Raw genomic sequence first — 26099 nt, forward strand, 5'->3', positions numbered from 1 at the left:
GGGAGGAGCATTGGGCCGTGCGGCTGACCGAGATGGACGGCAAGGCGCTGCTACGCCGGCACGGCATCGCGGTGCCACGGAGCGTCGTGCTGGGTGCCTCCGACCCTGTGCCGCTGCACCTCGGCGCGGAGGTTGTGCTGAAGGCGCAGATCCTGGAGGGCGGGCGTGGCAAGCGTGGCCTGGTGCGCCGCGCCGCTGCCGCGGATATCCCGGCCCTGCGTCAGGACATGATCGCCATCACCGGCGAGGTGTCCTTCCTGCTGGAGGAGCCCGTCCAGATCGAGCGCGAGCTTTACCTGGCACTGCGCGTCAACGGCACCACGCAGCGGATCGAGTGCCTGTTCTCCACCGATGGCGGCGTCGAGATCGAACAGGCGGCCCCGCCGGCACGCTGGGATCTGGACCCGGAGGACCCCTTCGCCACCGAGGTGAGCTTTGCCGCCGTCGCCGCTGCCCTGCCGCCCGATCTTGCCGCACGCGTGGCCCGGCTGGTCCCGCGCCTGGCCCGCATCCTGCGAGAGGAAGACCTGGAGCTGCTGGAGCTGAACCCGCTGGCCGTGACGCCGGCCGGGCTGGTCGCCTGCGACGCGAAGCTGGTGCGCGACAGCGCGGCCGTGGCGCGGCACGATGCCCTCCCCGTCAGCGCCGCGCTGGAGGAAGCCGCCCTGACGCCGCTGGAGCGGCAGGCGCGCCAGCGCGGCTTCGCGCTGGTGGAGATGCCGGGCGACGTGGCCCTGGTTTCCGCCGGCGCCGGCCTCGGCATGCAGTTGCTGGACCTGCTGGCCGACCACGGCCTGCGCGCCGCCAGTTTCATGGACAACCTCCAGGGCGGCCCGGCCGATACCACGGAGGCACGGCTGGAGGCCGCCTTCGCCATCGCGGCCCGGCCGGAGGTGCGCGCCATCCTGTTCTATACGACCCTCGCCTCGCGCCCGCTGGCGGAGCGGGTGGAAACCCTGCTGGCTTTCCTGGCGCGCAACCCGCCGCCCAAGCCCCTCTATCTCGGCTTCGCCGCCGCTCATGCCGCCGCGCGGGGCTTCGACGCTGAAGCGGCGCGGAGCCGGCTGAACGCCGCCGGCATCGCCGCCCTGCGGGATGACCCGCTGGAGCTGGTGCGCGCCTTGGCCACGGACCTCGCCGCATGATGCCGCCCTTCCTGCACGCCTTCCCCCGCCGCGTCGTGGTCTTCAACCCAACCGGCCGCTACGCCGCAAGGCAGGTGGCGGGAATGCGGGAGGCCGGAACGCCGATGGTGGCCGGCATCGCCCTGGGCAAGGGCGGCGGCACGCTGGATGACCTGCCGTTGTTGGACAGCCTGAGGGCCCTGGAGGTCCCGGCGGATGCGGCGATCCTCTACACCCCGCCGGAAGGCACGGGCGACGCCATCCGCCAATGTGCCGCCGCCGGCATCCCGACCATCGTCGCCGCCGCCGAATACGTGCCGCTGCATGACACGCTGCGCGCGGCGCAGGCGGCCCGCGCCGCCGGCTGCTGGCTGGTGGGGCCGAATACGCTGGGGCTCTGCGTGCCGGGGCAAGGGTTGCTGGGCTCCGTCGCGCCATCCTTCTGCATGCCAGGGCGGGTGGCGCTGCTGGGCCGCAGCGGTACGCTGACCCTGACCATGGCGCGGCTGCTGACGGCGGCGGGCATCGGGCAGCGCATCGCCATCCACCTGGGCGGCGACGGCGTCATCGGCCGCAACCCACATGAGTATCTGGCCGGGCTGGCGGAAGACCCCGGCACCGCCGCCGTGCTGTATTGCGGCGAGATCGGCGGCGACAAGGAATATGCCCTGGCCGAGGCGCTGGCAGCCTTCCCCAAGCCGGTGGTCGCCACGGTCGCCGGCCGCCATGCGCCGGCGGAGCGGCAGATGGGCCATGCCGGCGCCCTGATCGGCCATGCGCGGGAGGGCGCCGCCGCCAAGCTGGACGCCCTGCGCGAGGCCGGCGCCCATGTCGCGCTGACGCCCTACGACGCCATCGATCTGCTAAAGGATCTCCTCCCCGCATGACCGAGATGCCCGACGTCATCCTGAACGAGTGCTTCGCCCGCGACGGGTTGCAGCACGAACCCACAGTGCTGCCCGCCGCCGACAAGGCCGCCATGCTGGAGCGCATCGCGGATTGCGGCTTCCGCCGCATCGAGATCACCTCCTTCTCCCATCCCAAATACGTGCCGCAATTCGCCGATGCGGTGGAGTTGCTGGATGCGGTGCCGCCGCGCCCGGGCGTGCTGTTCAAGGCCACCTGCCCCAACCCTGCCGCCGTGCAGCGCGCGCTGGCCACCCGCAATGCGCGGCCGCCGGAGGAGATCAGCTTTCTGGTCTCGGCCTCCGAAGGTCATACACAGCGCAACCTCCGTCGCTCCCGTGCCGAGCAGTGGCGCAATGTGGAGGAGATGGCGGCGCTGGCCGGAAATGCATTCACCACCGTCGGCACCATTTCGGTTGCCTTCGACTGCCCCTTCGATGGCCCGACACCGCCAGCGCGCGTGGTGGAGGATGCGCAGCGCTACCTGGCGCTGGGCGTGAAGCGCATTGCGGTGGGCGATACAATCGGCAGCGCCACGCCGCCGCGCGTGCGGGAATTGATGCGGCTGCTGCAGGCGGAATTGCCACCGGACGTCGTAGTTATCGCGCATTTCCATGATTCGCGCGGCACTGGCCTGGCCAATTGCGTCGCGGCGCTGGAGGCGGGCATCACCTATTTCGACACGGCGCTGGGCGGCACCGGCGGGCATCCGGCCGAGATCGCCTATGGCGAAGGCTTCACCGGCAATGTCTGCACGGAGGATCTGGCGACGCTGTTCGAGGCCATGGGCCTCCGCACCGGTCTGGACATCACGCGCCTGCGTGACGCCGGCCGCGCCGCCGAAACCCTGCTGGGCCGCCGCCTGCATGCCCGCACCACGCGGCTGGGAGAACATGCATGACCGCTACCGATGAGGCCCCGCTGCTGGTGCGGCGCCACGGCGCCGTGGTCCGCGCCATCCTGAACCGCCCGGCGCGGCGAAATGCCATGAATGCTGAGATGGTCGAGCAACTGGACGCGCTGCTGGCGGGCCTGGCCGAGGACCGTACCGCGCGCGTGCTGGTCATCTCCGGCGCGGGCGGGCACTTCTGCGCCGGGCTCGACCTCACGGAAGCCGGCGCGCCCTTGCCGCCGGAAGAGAAGCTCGCCCGGCAACTGAGCCGGAACCGGCGCACCGCCGCACGGCTGGCGACGATTGCCACGCTGCCGCAGGTGGTGATCGCCGAGGTCGAGGGCTCGGCCTTCGCTGGCGGCCTTGGTCTGGTCTGCGCGGCAGATATCGCGCTGGCCTCCGGGGAGGCGCGCTTCGCTGCCCCGGAGGTCCGGCGCGGGTTAGTGCCCGCGCAGATCCTGCCCTGGCTGGCGCACCGCATGGGCCGCAGCCAAGCTGGCCGGCTGGTGCTGCAGAGCGCCACCATCGATGCACCGCATGCTCTGGCCACCGGGCTGGTGCATGAAGTACTGCCTGACGCCGCCGCGTTGGCCGCTCGCACGGCCACCTTGGTGGCGGATGTGCTGCAAGGCGCCCCCGGCGCGCTGGCGGAAACCAAGGCCCTGCTGGCGGCGCTGGGCGATGCGGTCCCCGGCCATTACGCCGAGGCCGGTGCCCAGGCCTTTGCCCGCTGCGCAGCCGGCGGCGAGGCCGAGGAGGGTATTGCTGCCTTCAAGGCCAGGCGCCAGCCGACCTGGGCGCCTGTTCCAGCCTGATTCCGGCGGAAGGCGACCACCTTCTTCCACAGGGGCACCTCGGCCCGCATACGCGCTTCCAGCGGGCCGGAGCCATCCAGCAGCAGCTTCGTGACTGGCGCGTCCAGCGGCGTGTCCTCGCGCAGCGGCGCGCTTCCTGCGCCAGGCGCTGCACCACGCCCGGCGGCGTGCCATGAGGCCCGACAGGCCGTACCATATGTCGAGGCTGTGGTTTGGCAATTTCTCCAATCCGGCACATGCGTCATCGTCTTGATCAGTTCGGTGATCGGCATGCCGGTATCGCCGGCATAGAGCGCGTTCACCGCTTGCGTCCGCCCCGACAGGGCACGTGTAGGATGTCGCGGCCATGCGCACCTTCAGCAAGTCTCCCGCTAGGTGCAAAGGGCATGACGAAACGCACGGCCCTGTCTGGTCACGGCCGCGCTTGTGTCATGGGCCGCCAGCGGCATCGCCAAGGCGCCTGCGGCCGTCAGTAGCCCGCGCCGCCTGGCCATCATCTCGGTTTCCCCTTCAGTTTCCCGCCCTGTTTCCGAACGGCAGAAGGCTGCGACGGATGGTTGATATTATCAACAAACAGGCCTAGGTTCCCTGGCGAAGGGGCAGCAAGCCCACGCAAGGAGGACGATGATGCTGAAGCGACGCACCCTGCTGGCGACCGTGCTGGCCCTTCCGGCGGTCCGGGCCCGCGCCGCCGGCGACTGGTTGCCAGATCGCCCGGTGCGCATGATCGTTCCCTTCGCGGCAGGTGGCCCCGCCGATATCTTCGGCCGCGTCTTCGCCGATGCCCTCGGCAAGCAATTGCGCCAGCCTGTGGTGGTGGAGAACCGTGGCGGCGCCGGCGGCCTGCTGGGAACCGACGCCGTGGCCAAGTCCGCACTGGATGGGTCAACCCTCGGCTTCACCGGCCCCGGTGCCTTGTCCATCGCGCCGGCCATGCCGCAGCAGCAGATGCCTTTCGATGTCTACAAGGATCTGGCGCATCTGACGCTGGTGGTGCGCGTGCCGGAAGTGCTGGTGGTGAATGCGAAATCCGACATCAGGGATCTCGCCGCGCTGGTGGCATTGGCGAAGAAGAAGCCGGGTGCCGTGAACTATGGCTCGGCCGGGGTTGGCTCCATCACGCATCTGGCGAGCGCGCTGTTGGCCTCGGAAGCGAAGATGGAGGCGCTGCACATTCCGTATCGCGGCGTCGCTCCGGCGGCCACCGACCTGCTGAGCGGCCGCTTCACCTATCTCATCGCCGACGTGCCGGCGCTGCGGCCGCATATCGAGGCGGGGGCCTTCCGCCCGTTGGCCGTCACCACCGCGCAGCGCGTGCCGAGCCTGCCGGATGTGCCGACCACGGCGGAACTTGGCCTGCCGCGCGTCATTTCGGACAACTGGTATGGCCTGGCCCTGCCCGCCGCCACGCCGGCGCATATTCGCGAGGGCATGCGCGACGCCGCCACACGCGCGCTGAACAGCCCGGAACTGGTTCAGGGTTTCGCGGCGCAGGGCGGTGAAGCGGCGCCACTGGCGCCGGAAGCCTATCTTGATTTCCTGCAGGCGGAGGCTGCCAAATGGGGGCCGCTGGTGAAGCAGAGCGGCGCGGAATCGCTGTGATGGAATTCGGCTTCCCCTCGCGGCTGCCGGGCGTTCTTGGCATCCGCTATCCCATTGTGCAGGGAGGAATGAGCTGGGCCTCTTCCTCGGCCTCACTGGCGCTGGCCGTGGCGCGTGCGGGCGGGCTGGGGACGATCGCCGCCGGCCCGATGCGGCCAGAGGCGCTGCTGGAGGCCATCCGCACCGTGCGCGCCGGCACCGACGCGCCTTTTGCCGTCAATATCCCGCTCTACAACAAGCGTTCCGCCGAGTTCCTCGATATTGCCGAGGCCGAACGCGTGCCGGTGGTGATCGGCTCCCAGGGCGGGCCCAAGGCGCATCTGCCGCGCTTCCGCGCTTATGGCGCGAAGTGGCTGCATGTCGTTGCCTCGCCGCTGCATGCGATGAAGGCGGAAGCAGCCGGCGTGGATGGGTTGATCGTCGTGGGCGGCGAGGCCGGCGGCCACCCCGCGCCGGACGAGGTTTCGGCCATGGTGATGGTGCGGGCGGTGGTGAAGGCGGTGTCGCTACCGGTGATCGGGGCCGGCGGCGTGGCGGATGGCGAGGGCATCGCTGCCATGTTTGCTCTGGGCGCGGAGGGCGCGCAGCTCGGCACCCGCTTCCTGATGACGGAGGAAGCCACGGTGCACCCCGCCTACAAGGAGATGGTACGCAAGGCCGCCCTGGCCGATACCACGCTGGTGGGGCGCGGCGGGCTGCCGGTGCGGCAGTTGCGCAACCGCTTCACGGATGAGGTCGATGCCGCCGAGCGCGCCGGGCATGAGAAGGAGGCGCTGGCGCTGCTCTACAACAGCCGCAGCCTGAAGCTGGCCGCGCTGGATGGCGATGTGGAGTGGGGCAAGGTCGAGGCCGGGCAGACCGCCGGGTTGATCGACGACATCCCCCCGGCCGCCGTGGTGATGCGACGGCTCGTCGAGGGTGCCGAGGCCGCCCGCCGCCGCCTCGCCGGCCTGCCCGCGCTGGCGCCGGCATGATCCGGCACGACACGCGGGACGGCGTGCGGCTGCTGTTCCTGTCCCGGCCGCAGAAGCGCAACGCTCTGGACACGGCCACAGCACAGGGCCTGGTGGATGCGCTGGCGGCGGCAGGGGGGGATGAGGCGGTGCGCGCCGTGGTCCTGGCGGCGGATGGCCCCGGCTTCTGCGCCGGAGCCGACCTGGGCGAGATCCGCGCCATCGCCGCCGATCCTGGTGCACGTGCGGCAAGGGCGGCGCTGAGCGAGGCGGTGCTGCTGGCGCCGGGCCGCATCGGCAAGCCCGTGGTGGCGGCGGTGCAGGGCGCCGCGCTGGGTGCCGGGGCCGCCCTGGCGCTGGGCTGCGACGCCATGCTGATGGCATCGGGCGCGAAGCTGGGTTTCCCCGAGGCACGGCACGGCATGCTGCCCGCTCTGATGGCCCCGGTGCTGCTGCGGCACCTGCCGCCGCGCGAGGTCTTCCGCTTGCTGGCCACCGGCGAGGACCTGCCGGCGGACGAAGCGTGGCGGCTGGGCCTCTGCGGCAAACTGGTGCCGGAGGATGAGTTGCTGGAGGCCGCAATGAGCCTGGCGGCATCCCTGGCCACCTTGCCGCCGCCGCGCATGCGGGCGCTGAAACGGCTCTGCGCCGCCGGCGCGCGTCCCCTGGAGGAAGGCTTCGCGCAGGCACGCGCGATGCGGGAGGAGTTCGCATGAAGCCCTTGGACGGCTTGGTGATCCTGGACCTGTCACGCGTCCTGGCCTGCCCCTTCGCCACCATGCTGCTGGCCGAGATGGGCGCCGAGGTCATCAAGGTGGAGCAACCCGGCAGCGGCGACGAGACCCGCAGCTTCGAGCCCTTCGCCGAAGCGCCCGGCGGCAGTGTCAGTGGCTACTACATGGCCTGCAACCGCTCCAAGTCCTCTATCACCGTTAACCTGCGGCATGAGGAGGGGCGGCGCGTGATCCGCGACCTCGCCGCGCAGGCGGATGTGCTGGTGGAGAACTTTCCCGTCGGCACATTGGCGAGGCGCGGGCTGGATTATGCCGAGCTGGCGGAAGTCAATCCGCGGCTGGTGTATCTGTCCTGCACCGGCTTCGGCCAGACCGGGCCTTACGCCAAGCGCAAAGGTTACGACACCGTCTTCCAGGCCATGGGCGGGCTGATGGGCCTCACTGGAGAGCGCGGCGGCGGGCCGGTGAAGCCGGGGCTGCCGGTGGCCGACCTGTCCTCCGGCCTTTGGGCCGCCATCGCCATCCTGACGGCCCTGCGCGGGCGCGACCGCACCGGCAAGGGCGGCCATGTGGACCTGTCCATGTTCGACGCGCAGGTGGCGCTGCTGACCATCGCGGCGGCACGCAACTTCGCCCTGGGCGAGGTGCCGCCGCGCCTGGGCACCGAGCATCCGGGCCGGGTGCCCAGCGCCAGCTTCCGCTGCGCGGATGACCGCTACCTGCATATCACTGCCAGCGACCAGCACTGGGCGCCGCTTTGCGCCGCGCTGGAATTGGATGACCTGGCCACGGATGCGGAACTGTCCACCAATGCCGGCCGCGTCGCGCGGCGGGAGGAGGTGATGGCGGCCATGTCCCGCGCCCTGGCGGCCCTGCCGCGCGGGGAAGCTTTCGCACGGCTGGACGGGGCCGGCGTGCCCGCCGGGCCCGTGCTGGCTCTGGATGAGGTGCTGGTCGACGAGCACGTGCAGGCGCGCGGCATGGTGTCGCGCTTCGACCACCCGGTGCTGGGCCAGTTCCCGGCCCTGCCCGTGCCTCTGCGCTTCGAGGGCTGGGCCAACCCGGAAGTGGGCCGCCCGCCATTGCTGGGCGAGCATACGGAGGAGGTGCTGGCCCGGCGCCTCGGCATGGATGCGGCGCGCGTCGCCGAATTGCGGGAGATGGGAGCGCTATGACCGAAGCTGTTCTATGGGCCAAGACGGAAGCGGGCGTCGTCACCCTGACCCTGAACCGGCCGGAGGCGCGCAACGCCCTGAACACCGCCATGGCGGAAGCGCTGCTGGCCGGCGCCCGCCGCGCCGTGGCGGAGGAGGCGAAGCTGGTCCTGGTGCGCGCCAATGGCCCCGTCTTCTGCGCCGGCGCCGACCTGAAGGAGCGCAAGGGCATGGACGAGGACCAGGTCCGCGCCCGCCGCCTGAAGGGCTTCGTGGCCTATGACGCGCTGGAGCGGCTGACCATGCCCTCCATCGCCGTGGTGGAGGGCGCCGCCGTGGGCTCGGGCGGCGAGATCGCGGCAGCCTGCGACTTCATCATTGCCACCCCCGCCGCATCCTTCCGCACGCCGGAGGCGCTCTGGGGCACGGTGGGCGCGACGCAGCGCCTGCCGCGCATCATCGGCAAGCGGCTGGCCAAGGACATGATGTTCACCGGCCGCAGCCTCTCCGCCGCCGAGGCGGTGCAGGCCGGGCTGGTGTCCCGCCTGGTGGAGGTGGATGCGCTGGAGGAGACGCTGGCGGAGATCGCGCGGGTCATCGCCGCCGCTCCGGCCAGCGCGCTGCGGCAGGCCAAGCGCTGCATCGATGAGGGCGTGGAGCGCGACCCGCGCGGCGCCCTGGCCACGGAACTGATGGCGATCGAGGAGAATCTGGCCGAAGGGGCCTGGCGCCGCACCATGGCCAGCTTCGGGAAGGCGGCGGAATGAGCATGGAACTGGAGGGCATCTGCCCGCTGACCACGGAAGCCGCGCTGCGCCGTGCCGTGGTCATCGCGCCGGAGGTGGAGGCCATCGTCGCCCCTGCCGGCCGCATCACCTATGCCGCGCTGGCGGAGGAAGTGGCGGCCATCCGTGCCGCCCTGGCCGCTGCCGGCGTGCGGCGGGGCGCCCATGTCGGCCTCTGCATGGGCAATGGGCCGCGCTGGGTGGCGATCTTCCTGGCCATCGGCTCGCTGGGCGCGGTGACGGTGCCGGTGAACACGCGCTTCCAGGCGGCCGAGATGGCCTATGCGCTGAAGCAGTCCCGCGTCAGCATGCTGATCCTGTCCGACAGGTTCCTGCGCGTGGATTTCGTCGGCATGCTGCGCGGCATCTGCCCGGGCCTGGATGCCGCCCTGCCGGACGCGGCGCTGCCGGACCTGCGCCAGGTGGTGGTGCTGGGCCAGGAGGTACCCGCTGCCGCCATGGCCTGGGACGATTTCCTGGCGGCAGGGAAAGGGCGGCCAGTGGCGCCATGCTGCATGCCGGACGACGTGCTGCTGATCCAGTATACCTCCGGCACCACCTCCTTTCCCAAGGGCGTGCTGCTGACGCACCGGAACATGTGCGCCGATGCCTTCTTCTCCGGCGGGCGGATGGGGCTGCGCATCGCCGACCGCTTCCACAGCGCGCGCCCCTTCTTCCATGTCGCCGGCACCACGCTGTCCATCCTGTCCTGCCTGCAGCATGTGGTGACGCTGGTGACCATGGACCGCTTCGAACCGGGCGAGGCGCTGCGGATCATGGAGGAAGAGCGTTGCACGCATTTCTCCGGCAACGACACCATGGCGCTGATGCTGCTGAACCACCCGGACCGGCCGCAGCGCCGGCTGGTGCTGCGCGGCGCCTGGGCCGCGGCCTCTCCCACCATCGTGCGCCGGATCATCGACGAACTTGGCGCGCGGGAATGCGTGGTGGGGTACGGCCTGTCCGAAGCTTCACCCAACGTGTCGCAATCCTGCTGGTGGGAAGCGGAGAATATCCGCGTCGAGGGCAGGATGCGCCCCGAGCCGGGCGTGGACATCCGCATCCGCGCGCTGGACGGCGGCGAGGACTGCCTGCCGGAGGCTGAAGGAGAGATCCTTGTGCGTGGCTGGAACCTCATGCAGGGCTATTTCGACAAGCCCGAGGAAACCGCGCGCACCTTGGACGCCGAGGGTTGGCTTGCCACCGGCGACCTCGGACGGCTGGACCGGGATGGCCGTCTGCTCTTCACTGGCCGCGCCAAGGACATTGTGCGGGTGGGTGGCGAGAACGTCTCTCCGGCCGAGGTCGAAGACATCCTCAACCGCCATCCCGCTATCAGGCAGGCCGTGGTGGTCGGTGTGCCGGATCAGCGCCTGATGGAAGTGCCCTGCGCCTTTGTCATTCTCAACGAAGGCCAGCGGCTGGAGGAAGAGGAGCTGATCGGCTGGAGCCGGCAGAACATGGCCGCCTTCAAGGTGCCGCGCTATGTGCGTGTGGTGGAAGGCTTCGAGGATATTGGCATGACTGCGAGCTCCAAGATCCAGAAGCGCCTGTTGGTGGAGCATGCGGTGAGGCTGCTGGGGCTCGCATGTGCCTGAACTACACCTGAAGTGGATGCTCGCGGTCATGCTCATCCGCCAGTGACTATTCTCGTCAGGCTGCTCTGAGCCTGTTCGGGCATTTACCGGCCATCCAAAAGGAATGGACCCGCAGCCGCCAGCCGCACCCTGCCCGCTTCAGGCAGTGGAGCGCGTTCAACACCTCCGTACGTAGGTCAATGCCTGGCCGCCTGCTGTGGGTGCTGCCAAGCGGCAGCAGGGGCTGGATGACCCGCCGCTTCCGATCGGTCAGATCAGTCGCATCGCGGCGCCATTCAGACCCTCATTGCCCAGCGCGATGCTCCTTGGTCCACATCCAGCCCATCTGAGCACTCCAGGGCGCCCGAACACCTCACCCGGACTCTTCCCAAACAGGCTGTCAGATGGGAAAGGCGAAGGCATTCTGGGCACCACGGCTTTGCCGCTGAGTAGACATGGGCCGTGGCTCATCGTTGCGAGCTGAGCGGCAGCTCCTCTTGCGGCTTGTCCAGGGCAAGTTCAGTCTCGCCACAGCAGGCCAGCCATAAGGCCCGCTGGAGGAGACATTCATGGTCACGCGATTCTTTCCCCTGGCCGTATCGGCTGCGGCGGCCTTGCTGGTGGCTGTCCCTGTGGCGGCTCAGACACTCGCACCCCGCGAGGTGCCAGCCAAGACCCTGCCGGTGCCGACGACGGTCAGCCCGCAGATGCAGGCCATCATCGCCCAGCCGCTACGGACCAACTGGGACAAGCCTCCCACAACGCCCGACGGCTGGCGCGAGCTCTCGGAGAGCAACGTCACCACGGTCGCACCGCAGATCCCCGCGATGGCCGAGCGCATGCGGGTCTCCATCGAACCGTCGATGCTCGACGGGGTCCGGATCTACACGATCACCCCGGCCGACATGCCGCCGCAGAACCGCAACCGTCTCGCGGTCCATGTGCATGGCGGCTGTTACGTGCTGAACCCGCGGGAGGCCGCACTGCCGGAGGCGATCTTCCTGGCAGGTTTCGCGCGCATGAAGGTGATCGCCGTGGATTACCGCATGCCCCCGGAAGCCTATTTCCCGGCCGCGCTGGATGATGCGGTGACGGTGTACAAGGCGGCGATCAAGATGGTGCCGCCAGCGAATATCGCCGTTTTCGGGAGTTCCGCCGGCGGTGCCCTGACATTGGAGATGATGTTGCGGGCCAAGCAGGAAGGCCTGCCCATGCCCGGCGCCATCGCGCCCGGTACGCCCATGTCGGATGTCACCAAGCAAGGCGATTCGTTCCAGACCAACGCCATGGTGGACAATGTCCTGGTTTCGCCCGACGGGTTCTGTGACGCGGCAACCCGCTTCTATGCCAATGGGCACGATCTCAAGGACCCGTTCCTGTCGCCGGTCTACGGGGATGTCCGTGGCTTTCCACCCACCATTCTGACCACTGGCACGCGTGACTTGTTGCTCAGCAACACCGTCCGCATGCACCGGGCTCTGCGACAGGCCGGGACGGAGGCCGTGCTGCAGGTCTTCGAGGGCCAGTCCCATGCCCAGTTTTACCGGGATGATCGCATCCCCGAGGTGAAGGAGGCCTTCGACGAGATCGGCCTGTTCTTTAACCGGCACCTGGGCCAGTAACCCGGGCAGCAATGGTCTTCGCTGGCCAGAGGCACCCGGCCTGTGGCAGCCGGCCGCATGCTGAAAATGAGAGCGGCAGTTGCCCCAAGGTAGGCCTGTCGCCGTCAGGTCATCAAGTCACTGGCCTTCTTCTGAGACTGTCACTGGAGCGCAAGCTGCCGCTGTGCATGATCTGCCCGCAGCAACGGTCAAGGACCGCTACATGGATACATCTGCCCCCTCAACCGCGGCACCGAACAGGGAGGGGGAAGCTCCGGCGCGGAACTCCTTCTTCGAGATCCTGCTGGTCTTCCTCCGCCTCGGGCTGACCTCCTTCGGCGGGCCGATCGCCCATATCGGCTACTTCCGTGAGGAGTTCGTCACGCGGCAGCGTTGGCTGGACGAGAAAGGCTACGCCGATCTGGTGGCCCTCGGGCAGTTTCTGCCCGGCCCGGCCAGCAGCCAGGTGGGCTTCGCGCTCGGGCTGCTGCGTGGCGGCCTGCCGGGGGGCGCGGCAGCCTGGCTGGGCTTCACCATGCCCTCCGCGCTGGTGATGCTGCTGACCGCCTACGGTGTCGATGCCTTGGCCGGCGAGACCGGCGCGGGCGTGGTGCATGGCCTCAAGCTGGTGGCCGTCGCCGTCGTGGCACAGGCGGTCTGGGGCATGGCGAATGGCCTCTGCCCGGACCGGCCGCGGGCCACCTTGGCCATTCTGACAGCTGTTGCCCTTCTGCTGCTTCCCTCGGCGCTCACGCAGGTGGGCGTCCTGCTGGCGGGGGCGGCGGCCGGGCTGTCGCTGTATCGGAGCACCACGGCGGCGGCATCCGACGACGCCCTGCCCTTCCGGGTGCCGCGCGCCGCGGCGGTGCTCGCCCTCGCGCTGTTCCCCGTCCTGCTGATCGGGCTTCCGCTGCTGGCCACGGCGACCGGCTCTCACGCCGTGGAGACCATCGACGCCTTCTACCGCGCTGGATCACTGGTCTTTGGCGGCGGCCACGTGGTCTTGCCGTTGCTTGAGCGGGCGATGGTGCCAACCGGCTGGATCTCGGCCGATGCCTTCCTCGCGGGCTACGGTGTGACGCAGGCCGTGCCGGGTCCGCTTTTCACCTTCGCGGCCTTCCTCGGCGCGGCGCAGTCCCCCTGGCCCAACGGCGTCCTGGGCGGTGCAATCGCGCTCCTCGCGGTGTTCCTGCCTGGCATCTTGCTGATGTACGGCATGCTGCCGTTCTGGGACGCCCTGCGGCAACGCCCGGCCGCACGCGCCGCGCTGATGGGCGTCAACGCCGCTGTCGTCGGCATCCTGGCGGCAGCGCTGTTCGACCCGATCTGGACTTCCACCGTTCGCACCCCGGCGGATTTCGCCATCGCGCTGCTGGCCTTTGCTGCGCTCGTATTGTGGCGGGTTCCGGCATGGCTGGTGGTAGTGCTCACCAGTGCCGCGGGGCTGGCTGCGGCTGCCCTGCCGGGTGCCGGATGATCAGGCGGCTGGCTCTGCGGCGATCGGTGCTTCAGCGCCGCCGGCAGCAGCGCCAGCACCATCGGAATGCTGAGGCGGCGGCGTCGCACCACGGGTGGCGGAACGGATGCCGCCCGTGCCTTGATGAGGACGCCTTGTCCGGGCCTTCCGCCGGTCAGCCTGGCTGCACGCCCCAGAACTTGGTGAAGCCGGTTTGCAGGCCCTGCACCCCACGCGTTGCCGTCTGCTGCTTGAACTGGCCAAGGGGGTAGTAGGGCACTTCCTCGATGCAAACATGCTGGATGTCCCGGCAGATCGCCTGGCGGCCAGCGAGGTCCGGCGCATCGAACCAGTCGCTGCAGAGGCCCTCCAGCTTGGCGCTCTCGTACCAGCCGGCATAGCCCGCCGCGCCATTGCCGCGCACGCCCACATGCGTCGCCGGGTTGAGCCAGTCGGTGCCCGTCCAGCTGGTCGCGAAGAGGCTCCAGCCGCCGGTTTCCACCGGGCCGCGGTTGTTCCGCCGCTGCAGCATCGAGCCCCAGTCGGTCGCGATGTAATCGACATTCATGCCGATCCGCCGCAGCATGTCAGCCGCGACATCGCCCAGCGCCTTGATCGTCACGTAGTCGGTCGGCACCAGCAGCACCACTTTCTCGCCCTTGTAGCCGGCGGCGAGGATGTCGCCCTTCACCGCCTCGTCGTCGCGTGGCTTGCGGAGCGGGTCGAGCCCGATCTCGCTGGCCATCGGCGTGCCGGGGCAGAAGAAGCCGGTGGGCACGTGGTAGTTGGCGGGGTCGTCGCCGACAATGGCCTGCATATAGGCGGCCTGGTCGATGGCGCCCATGACGGCGCGGCGGATGGCCGGGTTGTTGAAGGGTGCCTGGGTACTGTTCGGCCGCAGCATGCCGATGGTGCCCGCTTCCTCCTGCACCCGCAGCTGGATGTCGCGGTTGCGGGCCAGCATGGGCTTCAGGTCATGCGCCACCTGCTCCCACCAGTCCTGCTCGCCGGTCATCAGCGCGCCGGCGGCGGTCGCGGAATCCGGGATGGTGGTCCAGACCACGCGGTCGTAATGCGCGACTTTGGGCCCGGCGGTGCCCAGCGCCGGCCCGCCCTCGCGCGGCCGGTAGCGGTCGAAGCGCGCATAGACATTGCGCGCACCCTGCAGCCGCTCCTCCTGCACGTAGCGGAAGGGGCCGCTGCCGATGATCTCGGTGATCTGCGCGCCAGGGTCGGTGCGCGCGATCCGCTCCGGCATGATGGCCGGCATCATGGCGGTGGTCTTGGCCAGCGCATCTGCCAGCAGGGGGAAAGGTTTCTTCAGGCGGAACACGATGGTGCGGTCGTCGGGAGCGGCGATCTCCTCGGTCGTCCGCATCAGGGCACCGCCGAAGGCATCGCGCGCGCCCCAGCGGCGGATGCTGGCCACGCAATCCCGCGCCAGCACTGGCGTGCCGTCATGGAACAACAGTCCCTCGCGCAGGCGAATGGTCCAGCGCCGGCCGTCATCCTCCACCACATGGCCTTCGGCCATCTGTGGGTAGGGCACATCGTTCTGGTCCAGCCCGTAGAGCGTGTCGAACACCATGAAGCCGTGGTTGCGCGTCACATTGGCCGTGGTCCAATGCGGGTCGAGGAAGGCCAGGTCGATCTGCGGGATGAAGCGCAGGGTGCGGGACTGTCCCTGCGCGAGGGCCGGGGCGGCCAGGGCGGCGGTGGAGACTGCCATTCCCTGCAGCAGTGAACGACGACGCATGAAGGTCTCCTTCAAGGGCTGCGAATCAGTCACGATACGCAGCTTTCTCACTTGGCCCCAAGGCCGCTGATTCGAGTGGCTCCTGCAAGGTACGCCAGCACGCGCGCTGGGCAGCGAGTCAGCCGCCGCCATGTCCGTCGCGGCAAGGCAGGCAGCACAGCGAAGGCGAGCAGGCGGATTAAAGCCGCCTCACGGCGCAGCGTCAGCTCCGTGGAACGCAGCGGGGTCCACCCGGCCCAGTTCCTCCAGCAGCATCACCCAGGCACGCAGGCCCAGCGGGATGGAGGACAGGCGGAAGAACTCGTTGGGCGCGTGCACGTCCTCGTCCGGCAGGCCGAAGGCGAACATCAGCGTCTCGATGCCCAGCAGCCGCTTGAACAACGCGGTGATAGGAACCGTCGCGGCCAGTCGCACCGGCACCGGCCGCTGGCCCAGCAGGCGTTCCAGCACCGTGCTGCCGGCGCGCACCAGCGGGTGCCCGAGCGGCAGGCTGGAAGCCGGCGAGCCGCCGCCCTGCGTGCTGAACTCCAGCCGCACGCCGGGCGGGCATTGCGCCTGGAGATGTGCCTGCACCAGCGCGCGCGCCTGCGCCGGGTCCTGGCCCGCCACCAGCCGCATGGTCAGCTTGGCCCGGGCCTCGCGCGGGATCACGGTCTTGGCGCCGACGCCGGTATAGCCGCCCCACATGCCGTTGACATCGATGGACGGCCGCAACGTCAGCCGCTCGCGCAGCGTGTAGCCGGGCTCGCCCAGCGGGGCGGCGCCTACCTCGGCGCAGAAGGCGGCCTCGTCCACCGCGAAGGCGGCGGTGTCGTGCCGGGCCTGGTTGCCGGGCGGTGCCACGCTGTCGAGGTAGCCGGCGACGGCGATGCGGCCTTCCGCGTCGTGCAAGCTGGCGACCAGCTTCGCCATCTCGTGCAGCGCGTTGCGCACGGCGCCGCCATATTTGCCGGAATGCAGGTCCTTGGCGGCGGTGGTGAGCTTCACCTCGAAGCCGGTATTGCCGCGCGCGCCGACATTGATGGTTGGGATGGTCGCGCTGGCGCGGCCGCCATCGGCCGAGAGCATGGCATCCGCCCGCAGCAGCGCGCCGTATCTGGCGACAATGGCGGGCAAGGTCGGGCTGCCGACTTCCTCTTCGCCTTCCAGGAACAGTTTGACATTGACCGGGCAGCCGCCGGGCTGCCGCAGCCAGGCCTCCACGGCGGCGATGGCGATGACGCTGGAGCCCTTGTCGTCCGAGGCGCCGCGGCCAAACAGGCAGCCGTCGCGCTCAGTGGGCTCGAAGGGCGGGCTGATCCATTCCTCCAGCGGGTCCGGCGGCTGCACGTCGTAGTGGCCGTAGATCAGCAGGGTCGGCTTGCCCGGCGCGCCGCTCCAACTGCCGTAGAGCGCCGGGTGGCCGCCGCCATCAAGCTCCTGCACCTCCTGCAGGCCCATCTCGCGGAACCAGTCCAGTAGATAGGCGCGGGTGGCCCGCATGCCGGGCTCGTAGGCCGGGTCGGTGCTGACGCTGGGCAGGCGGATCAGTGCTTCCAGCCGGGCGCGGACGGCGTCGGACTGCGCGGCCAGCGCGTCGGCGACGGCCCCGCTCACGACGCCGCCTTCAGCCGGTCGGCCATGCGTTCGGCGATCGCCACGGTGGTCAGGTGGGTATTGGCGCGCGGCACCTCCGGCATGATGGAGGCGTCGATCACGCGCAGCCCGGTGCAGCCCAGCACGCGGCACTCGCTGTCCACCACCGTGCGGGGGTCATCCTCGGCGCCCATGCGGCAGGTGCCGCTGGCGTGCTGCGCGTCGCCGCATTCGCTGAACAGCCAGTCGTCCAGCTCGGCATCTGTCAACGCATCTTCCATGGAGCGGCCTGTCAGGCCGTATTCGGCGCGGTGGGCCACCTTGGTCACGCCCTCCGCCATGCAGATCTCGCGCAGGCGGCGCACCCCGTCCCGCATGCGCATCAGGTCGCGCTCGTCGGACAGCATGCGTTCCTCCACCGCCGGGTCGACCGTGGGGTCGGGGGTCGTGATGCGGACATGGCCCTGGCTGAAGGCCTGGTAGACCGAGACGGCGATGCGGCCGCGCGTGGAATCCGGCCCGTTCTTCGACAGCGCGGCGCCGGCCAGGTTGCCGGCGATCATGATCATGTCGTTCTCGCCCGCGCCGCCGAGGCCCGAGCCGTAGCGCAGGCAGCAGTTGGTGTGGCGGTGCATCAGCGTGCCCACCTGCGCCGTGTCCCGCAGGTGCAGGAAGGCTCCGATGATCGGGTGGTCCAGCAGGTTCTCGCCCACCGGCAGGTCCGCGCGCACGGCGATGCCCAGCCGTTCCAGCAGCGCCGCCGGGCCGATGCCGGAGCGCTGCAGGATGGCGGGGGAATGGATGGCGCCGGCGCAGAGGATCACCTCGCGCCGGGCGCGCGGCCGATAGGTTTCGCCGCCCACGCGCACCTGCACGCCGCTGGCATGCGGGCGGTTGCCTTCCAGCAGGATGCTTTCCACCAGCGCATGCCCGACGATGCGCAGGTTGGCGCGCGCGCGGGCGGGTTCCAGGTAGCCGTCATTGGTGGAGACGCGGCGCCCGGCGGTGCTGTTGATGGCATAGGGCGAGGCGCCGGTGCCGGTGGGGGCGTTGTGGTCCTCGCACCAGCCGTAGCCAAGGCCCAGCGACGCCTCGCGCAGCGCGCAATCGACGCTGCCCCAGTCCTCGATTGGTGCTCGGTAGACCGGGATGGGGCCGCTGTCGCCATGGTAGGGCGCGTCGGGGAAGTTCCGGTCGGTTTCCAGCTTGCGGAAGTAGGGCAGCATCGCGTCCCAGCCCCAGCCGGCGCAGCCCTGGGCTTCCCAGCGGTCCAGGTCGTCGGGCACGGCGCGGATGGCGATCTGCCCGTTAATGGTGGAACTGCCGCCCATGGCCCGCCCGCGCCACAGCAGCCGCGGCTCCTGCCGCTCGGTGCGGCGGGCCAGCAAGGCGGGCCAGCGGAAGTCGTCGTCGCCGATGGCGCGCATCGGGTTGGGGATCTGGATGTGCTCGGGCGTGTCGGCGGTGCGCAGGTCCTGCCCGGCTTCCAGCAGCAGCACGCGGTGCGCCGGGTCTTCGCTGAGGCGGGCGGCCAGCGTGGCGCCGGCGGAGCCGCCGCCGATGACAATGGTATCGTATTCGGCCTCGATCATGCCCGGTCGCTTCCCCCTGCCTGCGGGGATTGTGGGCGCTCTTCGTGCTGCTGGGAAGTCCACCCGGCGTGTCGCTCAACAGGCGTTGCACCGTCATGGCGGCGCGTGGCAACTCGCCGGCGTCTTTTCCGAACAAGCGCCGATGCCGCGAAGCGCGGACCTCGATCAGCCGCGCGGCACGCACTTTGCGTTGCAGAGCAACAGCAGTCTTGCGGCACCATTGTTCAGAACCGTGCCGACTGGAACGGAAAGGTGTGGCCGGAAGCGGTCTCTCCGCTTCCGGAAATAAGCAGGACTGAACCGCGCCCTACCCCGCTGCCGCCATGACCCGCGCCAGGACCTCGTACACCCGCGGATCGACGGCTTGTGCGACGTTGAAGCGCAGGAAGCTGGACGCGGTTCCCGACACACTGAAGACGTTGCCTGGCGCCAGCACGACTTCGGCGGCCAGGGCAGCGCGCGCGATGTCGGTTGAGTCCTGGCCTGCGGGAAGCTGGCACCACAGGTAGAAGCCGCCACGCGGCATCAGCCAGGGTTGGATGCCGAGCGGCTCCAGCCGGCGAGCGGTGTCGCGCCGGGCGCGCGTGAGCCGCTGCCGCAGCTCGTCCATGTGCTTGCGGTAGCTGCCGCCGGAGAGGACACCGGCAATGACCTCGGTCGCCACCGGGCTTGGTCCGCCGAAGCCGGTGGCAAGCTGCAGGTCCACCAGCCCCTCGATCCAGTCAGCGCGAGCGGCGATGTAGCCGCAGCGGATCGAGGCCGAGAGGGTCTTGGAGAAGCTGCCGATGCGAACCACCCGGTGCAGGCCATCCAGCACCGCCAGGCGCGGGGATGGCTCGGGTTCGAAGTCGGCGAAGATGTCGTCCTCGACGATTGTCAGGTCGTGCGCAGCCGCCATGGTGAGCAGGCGGTGCACCGTCTGGGCACTGGGTGTGGCGCCGGTCGGGTTATGTAGCGCGGAATTGGTGATGTAGAGGCGCGGCCGCTCCGCCCGGAGCACTGCCGCCAAGGCATCCAGGTCAGGCCCCGACCGGGTATAGGCCACACCCAGGATCCGCACCTGATGCGCCCGGAGCAGCGCCTGGAAGTTGAAGTAGCAGGGGTCGTCGACCAATACCGTGTCGCCCGGCCTGAGCAGGAACCGGCAGATCAGGTCAATGGCCTGGGTGCCGGAGGTCACCAGCAGCAGCTGGTCAGGGCCAATATCCAAGCCTTCCCCGGCGAAGCGCCCGGCCAGCAGGCGGCGCAGGACGAGGGAGCCACGGGTCGGGCCGTAATCCGCCAGCGTGCTGTCATCGGCGCGTGCCAGGGCCCGGAAGCCGCGGCGCAGCGCGGCATGGGGCATCCAACCCGCCGGAAGCCAGCCACACCCAGGCTTCAGTGCGGCGGGGTCCGCATCGAGCGACTGCCGAGAGACCCAGAACGGGTCAACGGCCTGGTCGCGTGGCGCTCCGGCCGCTGCCAGGCCCATGGGCGGCAGGCCCGTTCCCGTCACGTAGAAGCCAGAGCCACGGCGGGAGCGGATCAGGCCCTCGGCCGCAAGCCGGTCATAGGCCTCAACCACCGTGGAGGGCGCGACGGCCATGGCCGCCGCGAACTGGCGGATCGAAGGCAGCCGGTCGCCCGTTGCGAGGGCGCGGCTGGCAAGCTTCGCCCGGATGGCCTCCATGACCTCCCCCGTACGTGTCGCGCCCATGCCCACTCCTCCTGGAGGCAGCAACTGTGCTGCCACCTGCACCCGTACAGTTTGCTCGAACTGTTTCTGGCATAGGGCAGCCAGTTCTCCAATGAATGCCGCCGAGGAGAATGTGGATGGATCGTTCGGTGGAGGGCTGGATTCACGGCCTGATGGGCATGGTGATCTTCAGCGGTTCATTGCCAGCGACGCGCCTTGCCGTCGCCGACCTATCACCGCTGTTCCTGACCTCAGGGCGGGCCGTGGTCGCGGCCGTTCTGGCCGCCGCCATCCTGGCCATGTTCCGGCCGAAGCTGCCAGCGCGTGCGGACTGGGTTGCCCTCATCCCCGTGGCGGCCGGTGTGGTGGTGGGCTTCCCGCTGCTGACTGCCCTGGCGCTCCAGCATATCAGCGCGGCGCGTTCCGTGGTGTTCATCGGCCTCCTGCCGCTGGCCACGGCGCTGTTCGGCGTTCTACGCGGAGGCGAACGGCCGCGCCCGATGTTCTGGCTCTTCTCGGGCATCGGGGCGGCGGCGGTCGCTGGTTTCGCTCTGGTCAATGGCGGTGCCGGGTCGCTCCGCGGCGACCTTTCTATGATCGCGGCCGTCCTGCTGTGCGGCCTCGGCTATGCGGAAGGCGCCGTCCTCTCCCGGCGTCTCGGAGGCTGGCAGGTCATCTCCTGGGCCCTGCTCCTGGCACTGCCCCTGATGGCGGCATTCGCCTTGGCCACGCTTCCTGCCTCCTGGACAGCCGTCGGTGCCCCTGCCTGGCTGGGCTTCGCCTACGTCTCGGTGTTCAGCATGCTGATCGGCTTCGTCTTCTGGTACCGCGGCCTTGCGCTGGGTGGCACTGCCCGTGTCGGCCAGCTCCAGCTCTTGCAGCCGTTCATCAGCCTGGTCCTGTCCGCGCTGCTGCTGCGCGAGATCGTCTCCTGGCCCATGCTCGCCACCACTGGTCTCGTGGTGCTCTGCGTCGCGGGCGCCAAGCGGTCTGCCTGACGGAAGGCAGGGCGAATTGCTGGCCGGGAGAGGACTGGCCGCTGTCATCGAAGCCCTTCTTAAAAGGGACCGTGGCCATGTCGTGCGGGGTGGTGTTGGGTCAGGAAGGGCGCAGGGTAGGCCACCTTGGTGACTTGGCGCCGGGGCCGTTCTCAGCGCGGCTTATGGTTCTGCCGCCCCATGTGCCGCCGCAGGAGAGCCATGTTGCGGAGGTTGGCCCGGAAAAAGACATCGCCGACAGAGCCAGCCAGCGGCACGGAGCTGATCAACGAATCCAGGCCGACATTGCCGATCATGCGGAGCAGAGTTCCGCCGGACACGCCGAGCCGGCGCGCTTCCCAGATGATGTATGCGGAGACGACCGTGGACACCACCGGGCCCACGCCCGGCAGCAAGCTCATGAGGGCATCGGCGCCGAACCGGATACCGGTACCGGGAACTCGCCACCGGCTGTCCAAAAGGCGCGCCAGGATCTCGAGGCGGGCCTCCGACCCGCTTCCGGTGCCCATGCCTAGCCGCTGAGCAACCGGAGGTGTGTAGCGGCCCATAACACTCCTCTGCACAGGCGATAGCAGGCTAACGCTTGCCACGCCTCATCGTTGACACCACTCAGGCGGTGGGGGCGCTCCGCGCCAGGCCGCCGAACAGATCAAGCATGCGCTCCCGCCAGGCGTAGAGTGGGTCATCAGCCACCAGGATCGGGAAGGAGCTGACGCAGCGCGCCCATTGGAAGCCGCCGAACAGGATGTAGTCCGCGTAAGCCGGTGCATCGCCGTGCAGAAACGGCTGTTCACGCAGGATCATGCGCGCCGGATGCAGAGACTGGCGGAACTGCACAACCCGCTCGTCCCGGTCGGCGGTCACTTCCGGCAATGGGCGTCCGAAGCGGGCCTCACGGCTGCGGATGAAGTAAGCCAGGTCGTCGGGCGCCAGAATGGCCGGTATGTCAGCCACGATCAGCGTCGCCAGCCCGGCGATCACGGTCGCATCCGCCCAGGCGTTGACGAAGCGGGCCAGGGCACGGCCGCCCGGGCCGCCGAACAGGCTTGGGCGGTCCGGATAGGTGTCTTCAAGATATTCGGCAATATGCCAGGAATCAGCGATGACGCGGCCGTCGTCCCGCAGCACGGGAACCTTGTCGCTGCCGGAGTCCGCGATCGCCGCTTTGTCCGTGAAGCGCCATGGCAGAGCTTCGGGAACAAAGCCCTTGTGTGCCAGGGCCATACGGGTCCGCCAGCAATAAGGGGAAAAGCGCCGGCGAGGATCCGCGCCAGCCAGATCGTGCAGTTGCATGGCCATGGCAGGCATCTTGTGCCGGAACAGGTTTCCAGGGAAGGCCTGGACCGCCCACAAGCGGGAAGCACTTGGAAGATGGCGGCTGCCGGCCGCGCGCCGGTCGGCGCGTTGGGGAAAGTATGATCGCACAAGTCCCCCATGGGCAAGACTCGCGGGAAAGGGCGCTATGGTGCCACTCCCCAGGGGGGCGGCTCCTGGCGAAGATCAGCACCGGGCATTCAGGGCCGCACACCCCGGGGTGGCGCCGCTTCTGCCTCTGACTGGCCGGGAGGCCGTCCGCAAATGTCCGGGGAACTACGGCGGGTGACGCTGCGCTCCGGTTTGGGCAGACTGCTCCCTGACCGGCCCACGAGAGGCCGGCGAGGAGACGTAACCATGCTGACCCGACGCTGCCTTGGCAGCCGAACCGCCACTCTTGCCCTCACCGCCACCGGGCTCACCTTTGCGCGACCAGCTTGGGCCGCTTTTCCAGACCGCCCGATCACCGTCATCGTCCCCTTCGCCCCTGGCGGCGCGAATGACCTGGCCGGCCGCCTCCTCGCGGACCGCATCGGCCCGCTTCTCACCGCCGAGGGCCGCGCCCTGGTGGAGAACCGCCCGGGCGGCGGCAGCGCGATCGGGGCGGATTATGTCCGCCGCGCCCGCCCGGACGGCTACACGCTGCTGGTGGGCTCCGCTTCCACCCTGGCCGTTGCGCCCGCATCGGGCGCGAGCGCCGCGCGCTACCACCCGACCGGAGACTTCACGCCGATCACCGTGGTCGGCACCAGTCCGCTCGGCGTGGTGGTGCCGGCCAATTCCGGCATCACCACGCTGCAGCAACTGGTCGAACGGCTGCGCGCCGAGCCCGGGCGGATCGCCTATGCCAGTTCCGGCGTCGGCGGCGTGGCGCATCTCGGCGCCGACTATCTGGCGAACCTTGCCGGCACCAGTGCACAGCACATCCCTTACCGCGGCGGCTCGCAGACCGCGGAGTCCCTCATCAAGGGAGAGACGCTCTATGCCGTGGACCAGCTTGGCTCCGTCGTCGGCCAAGTGCGCGACGGCGCGCTGCGGCTGCTGGCCGTCACCACCCGCCAGCGCGACCCGAACTTCCCGGACGTGCCCACCGTCGCGGAAGCCGTGCTGCCGGATTACGAGCTGACCACCTGGACGGTGATGGTCGGGCCCAAGGATATGCCGCAGGACATCGCCGGGGCGTTGAGCAAGGCCGCCAATGCGGCACTCGCTGAGCCGCGTGTGCGTGAGCGGCTGGAAAGCACCGGCACCACCCCCGTGCTGGATAGCACCCCCGCCTCTACCCGCGCCTTCCTGGACCGCGAATTCGCGCTCTACCAGAACATCGTCCAGCGCATCGGGCTGAAGCTGGACTAGGGCGGAGATCGACATGGATCGGTAGGAGGTGCGAGGCCGGTCATGACAGCCACTGGGTTGAGGCCTGGCACATGCGCCGCATCAGTCGGTTCTCAGGCCGGCGTGCTCGGCAGCGCGACTGAGCCATGCCTCATCCTGGTGCCTGATGCAGGTGATTCCTGCTACCTTCCCCCGGCCTTCCTTTCCAGCAACCTGGCGAAGACTGCCAACCTGTTCAGCGCAGCGCCGGGTTTATCTGCATGCATAGGCGTGCGCGATTTTGCGCCACTGTCTGGACGCATCTCCCCTCGCGCCAGCCCGGGAGGCCTTCACATATACGGCGGCGATGAGGTCCCGCACTGGACCAAAGTGGCCGCAAATCATGATGTATGCCGCGAGGAATCGCTGGGCCTGCTCCTGCCACTTGAAGCGCTGCATCTGTCGCTCCCGCCGGCGCGTCGGCAGATGTAGGTTTTCGGATCCGTTGTTCAGAGAGTGGCTGGTTCGGGGCTCGACCTCGGACAGAGCATCATCCTGCTTCTCAGCCAGCTGCGCTGGTTTCTGCCGACGCGCTGATGCTCCGGACCTCCAGAAGGGTTGCACTTTCGCGCAACCTCCCATTCCATGGCGCGACAAGAATGGGAGAAGCTTCATGATCCAAAGACGTTCACTGCTCACTGGGGCAGGCGCCGCCGCCGGCCTTGCCGTGGCGGCACCATCCCGCTTCGCCATCGCCCAGCCCGCCCGCCAGCGCGTCCTGAAACTGGTTCCGCAAGCCAATCTGACCAGCCTGGACCCGGTGTGGACCACGGCGAACGTCACCCGCAACCATGCCTACATGATCCACGACATGCTGTACGGCATGGATGCGGGTTTCGTACCGCGTCCGCAACTGGCGGAAGGCGCGGTCGAGGAGGATGAAGGCCGCACCGTCACCATCACCATGCGCGATGGCCCTCGCTTCCACGATGGCGAGAAGGTGCGCGCCCAGGATGCCGTTGCCAGCCTGAACCGCTGGATGAAGCGCAGCCCGATGGGCCAGAAGCTGGCGACATTCGTGGATGAACTGGTGGTGGTGGACGACCGCCGCCTGCGCTTCCGCATGAAGCGCCGTTTTCCACTGCTGCTGAATGCCCTGGCGCAGGTCAGCAACAGCCCACCTTTCATTATTCCCGAGCGGCTGGCCAGGACCGACGCCTTCACCCAGATCCGCGATACCACCGGCTGCGGCCCCTTCCGCTTCAAGGAGGACGAGTTCAACTCCGGCAGCATGGTGGTGTACGAGCGCAACGACGCCTACAGCCCCACGCCGGCCGGTACGCCCAGCCTGACGGCTGGCCCGAAGCTCCCGAAGTTCGAGCGCGTCGAGTGGCATATCATCACGGATGCTTCCACGGCCGCTGCTGCCCTGCAAACCGGTGAGATCGACTGGTTCGAGCAGCCGCCGCCGGAGATCCAGTTGCTGCTGAAGCGGAACCGGCAGATCTCCATCGAGGAGATCGACCCGCTGCCGCTGGTGGGGGTGCTGCGCTTCAACCACCTGCACGGGCCCTTCAACAACAAGAAGATCCGCCAGGCGCTGTTGCCCGCCATCAACCAGACGGACTTCATGAGCGCCATCGTCGGGCTGGAGCCTGACATCTACATGGACAATGTCGGCGTCTTCACTCCTGGCACGCCACTGGCGTCGCAAGTGGGGCTGGAGCCGCTGATGGGCCCCCGCAGCGTGGACAAGGCCAAGGCGCTGCTGAAGGAAGCCGGCTACAACAACGAGTTGATGCGCCTGATCGGGCCGACCGACATCCTGGCTCCCTCCGCCATGACCCAGGTGGCGGCTGATCTGGTCCGCCGGCTGGACTTCAACGCGGATATCGCGCTCGGCGACTGGGGCACGGTGGTGCAGCGCCGCACGTCGCGGGAGCCGGTGGACAAAGGTGGCTGGAGCATGTTGCTGACCTCCTTCTCGTCCTTCGACTTTGTCGATCCTTCCGCGCATTTCCCGCTGCGCGGCAATGGCGCGGGCGCCTGGGTGGGCTGGCCGGATGTGCCGCAACTGGAGACGTTGCGCGACGAATGGTTCGTGGCCCCGGACCTCGCCGCACAGAAGAAGATCGCTGAGGATATGCAGCGCATCGTCATGGACGAACTGCCCTACATTCCTGTTGGGGCCTACAAATCCATGACGGCGATCAACAAGAACCTGAAGGGGCGCGTGGCAGGTTTCGCAATCATGTGGAACCTGGAGCGGGCCTGAT

21 protein-coding genes are annotated in these 26099 nt (G+C 69.2%); 15 read left to right on the forward strand and 6 right to left on the reverse strand.

Going from position 1 to position 26099, the window contains the following annotated elements; genetic code table 11:
• Window positions 1-17 precede the first annotated feature (17 nt).
• The 12 genes from EBE87_RS18255 to chrA all read left to right on the forward strand — a co-directional run bounded on the left by EBE87_RS18255 (window position 18) and on the right by chrA (window position 13620).
• Window positions 18-1145: an ATP-grasp domain-containing protein gene (locus EBE87_RS18255; protein WP_120636589.1), complete on the forward strand. Its 1128-nt coding sequence runs from the start codon at window positions 18-20 to the stop codon at window positions 1143-1145.
• Complete coding sequence (locus EBE87_RS18260; protein WP_120636588.1) at window positions 1142-2011, forward strand: CoA-binding protein; 870 nt, start codon at window positions 1142-1144, stop codon at window positions 2009-2011. Before EBE87_RS18255 ends, EBE87_RS18260 begins: the two co-directional genes overlap by 4 nt.
• A complete protein-coding gene (locus tag EBE87_RS18265; RefSeq protein WP_120636587.1) occupies window positions 2008-2931 on the forward strand; it encodes a hydroxymethylglutaryl-CoA lyase in 924 nt (307 codons plus the stop codon). Before EBE87_RS18260 ends, EBE87_RS18265 begins: the two co-directional genes overlap by 4 nt.
• On the forward strand, window positions 2928-3737 hold the full coding sequence (locus EBE87_RS18270; RefSeq protein WP_120636586.1) for an enoyl-CoA hydratase/isomerase family protein: 810 nt from the start codon (window positions 2928-2930) through the stop codon (window positions 3735-3737). Before EBE87_RS18265 ends, EBE87_RS18270 begins: the two co-directional genes overlap by 4 nt.
• A gap of 624 nt (window positions 3738-4361) precedes the next feature.
• Window positions 4362-5339, forward strand: coding sequence for a Bug family tripartite tricarboxylate transporter substrate binding protein (locus EBE87_RS18275; RefSeq protein ID WP_120636585.1), 978 nt, complete (start codon window positions 4362-4364; stop codon window positions 5337-5339).
• Window positions 5339-6313 carry an NAD(P)H-dependent flavin oxidoreductase gene (locus EBE87_RS18280; RefSeq protein ID WP_120636584.1) on the forward strand — a complete coding sequence of 325 codons (975 nt, stop codon included), beginning with the start codon at window positions 5339-5341 and terminating at the stop codon, window positions 6311-6313. Before EBE87_RS18275 ends, EBE87_RS18280 begins: the two co-directional genes overlap by 1 nt.
• Window positions 6310-7008, forward strand: coding sequence for an enoyl-CoA hydratase/isomerase family protein (locus EBE87_RS18285; RefSeq protein WP_120636583.1), 699 nt, complete (start codon window positions 6310-6312; stop codon window positions 7006-7008). Before EBE87_RS18280 ends, EBE87_RS18285 begins: the two co-directional genes overlap by 4 nt.
• The gene (locus tag EBE87_RS18290; protein WP_120636582.1) at window positions 7005-8201 is read left to right on the forward strand and encodes a CaiB/BaiF CoA transferase family protein; all 1197 of its coding nucleotides are present in this window, start codon (window positions 7005-7007) and stop codon (window positions 8199-8201) included. Before EBE87_RS18285 ends, EBE87_RS18290 begins: the two co-directional genes overlap by 4 nt.
• The gene (locus EBE87_RS18295) at window positions 8198-8947 is read left to right on the forward strand and encodes an enoyl-CoA hydratase/isomerase family protein (RefSeq protein WP_120636581.1); all 750 of its coding nucleotides are present in this window, start codon (window positions 8198-8200) and stop codon (window positions 8945-8947) included. Before EBE87_RS18290 ends, EBE87_RS18295 begins: the two co-directional genes overlap by 4 nt.
• Entirely contained in the window at window positions 8944-10563 is a 1620-nt protein-coding gene (locus tag EBE87_RS18300) for an AMP-binding protein (RefSeq protein ID WP_199707064.1), read from the forward strand. Before EBE87_RS18295 ends, EBE87_RS18300 begins: the two co-directional genes overlap by 4 nt.
• 548 nt (window positions 10564-11111) lie before the next feature.
• A complete protein-coding gene (locus EBE87_RS18310) occupies window positions 11112-12164 on the forward strand; it encodes an alpha/beta hydrolase (protein ID WP_120636578.1) in 1053 nt (350 codons plus the stop codon).
• Between the two features lie 202 nt (window positions 12165-12366).
• Entirely contained in the window at window positions 12367-13620 is a 1254-nt protein-coding gene (gene chrA / locus EBE87_RS18315) for a chromate efflux transporter (RefSeq protein ID WP_120636620.1), read from the forward strand.
• Window positions 13621-13774: 154 nt separating this feature from the next.
• On the opposite strand, the gene EBE87_RS18320 is transcribed toward chrA, so the two are convergent.
• The 4 genes from EBE87_RS18320 to EBE87_RS18335 all read right to left on the reverse strand — a co-directional run bounded on the left by EBE87_RS18320 (window position 13775) and on the right by EBE87_RS18335 (window position 20218).
• Window positions 13775-15355: an ABC transporter substrate-binding protein gene (locus EBE87_RS18320; RefSeq protein WP_120636619.1), complete on the reverse strand. Its 1581-nt coding sequence runs from the start codon at window positions 15353-15355 to the stop codon at window positions 13775-13777.
• 189 nt (window positions 15356-15544) lie between these two features.
• Window positions 15545-16951: a M20/M25/M40 family metallo-hydrolase gene (locus EBE87_RS18325; RefSeq protein WP_120636577.1), complete on the reverse strand. Its 1407-nt coding sequence runs from the start codon at window positions 16949-16951 to the stop codon at window positions 15545-15547.
• On the reverse strand, window positions 16948-18522 hold the full coding sequence (locus tag EBE87_RS18330; protein WP_120636576.1) for a GMC family oxidoreductase: 1575 nt from the start codon (window positions 18520-18522) through the stop codon (window positions 16948-16950). Before EBE87_RS18330 ends, EBE87_RS18325 begins: the two co-directional genes overlap by 4 nt.
• Before the next feature lie 307 nt (window positions 18523-18829).
• A complete protein-coding gene (locus EBE87_RS18335; RefSeq protein WP_120636575.1) occupies window positions 18830-20218 on the reverse strand; it encodes an aminotransferase-like domain-containing protein in 1389 nt (462 codons plus the stop codon).
• Between the two features lie 116 nt (window positions 20219-20334).
• Here EBE87_RS18335 and EBE87_RS18340 point away from each other — a divergent pair, with 116 nt between their 5' ends.
• Window positions 20335-21195 carry a DMT family transporter gene (locus EBE87_RS18340; protein ID WP_120636618.1) on the forward strand — a complete coding sequence of 287 codons (861 nt, stop codon included), beginning with the start codon at window positions 20335-20337 and terminating at the stop codon, window positions 21193-21195.
• 152 nt (window positions 21196-21347) lie between these two features.
• On the opposite strand, the gene EBE87_RS18345 is transcribed toward EBE87_RS18340, so the two are convergent.
• Window positions 21348-21743 (reverse strand): DUF4112 domain-containing protein, encoded by a 396-nt coding sequence (locus EBE87_RS18345; RefSeq protein ID WP_233553001.1) that lies wholly within the window; start codon window positions 21741-21743, stop codon window positions 21348-21350.
• Window positions 21744-21804: 61 nt separating this feature from the next.
• Window positions 21805-22494 carry a glutathione S-transferase family protein gene (locus EBE87_RS18350; RefSeq protein WP_120636617.1) on the reverse strand — a complete coding sequence of 230 codons (690 nt, stop codon included), beginning with the start codon at window positions 22492-22494 and terminating at the stop codon, window positions 21805-21807.
• 372 nt (window positions 22495-22866) lie between these two features.
• Between EBE87_RS18350 and EBE87_RS18355 the strand changes: the two genes are divergently transcribed.
• Window positions 22867-23865 carry a Bug family tripartite tricarboxylate transporter substrate binding protein gene (locus EBE87_RS18355; RefSeq protein WP_120636573.1) on the forward strand — a complete coding sequence of 333 codons (999 nt, stop codon included), beginning with the start codon at window positions 22867-22869 and terminating at the stop codon, window positions 23863-23865.
• 631 nt (window positions 23866-24496) lie between these two features.
• The gene (locus tag EBE87_RS18365; protein ID WP_120636571.1) at window positions 24497-26098 is read left to right on the forward strand and encodes an ABC transporter substrate-binding protein; all 1602 of its coding nucleotides are present in this window, start codon (window positions 24497-24499) and stop codon (window positions 26096-26098) included.
• The last annotated feature ends 1 nt before the right edge of the window (window position 26099 follow it).

The organism is Teichococcus wenyumeiae (assembly GCF_003696345.1).
GTDB classification, from domain to species: Bacteria; Pseudomonadota; Alphaproteobacteria; order Acetobacterales; family Acetobacteraceae; genus Pseudoroseomonas; species Pseudoroseomonas wenyumeiae.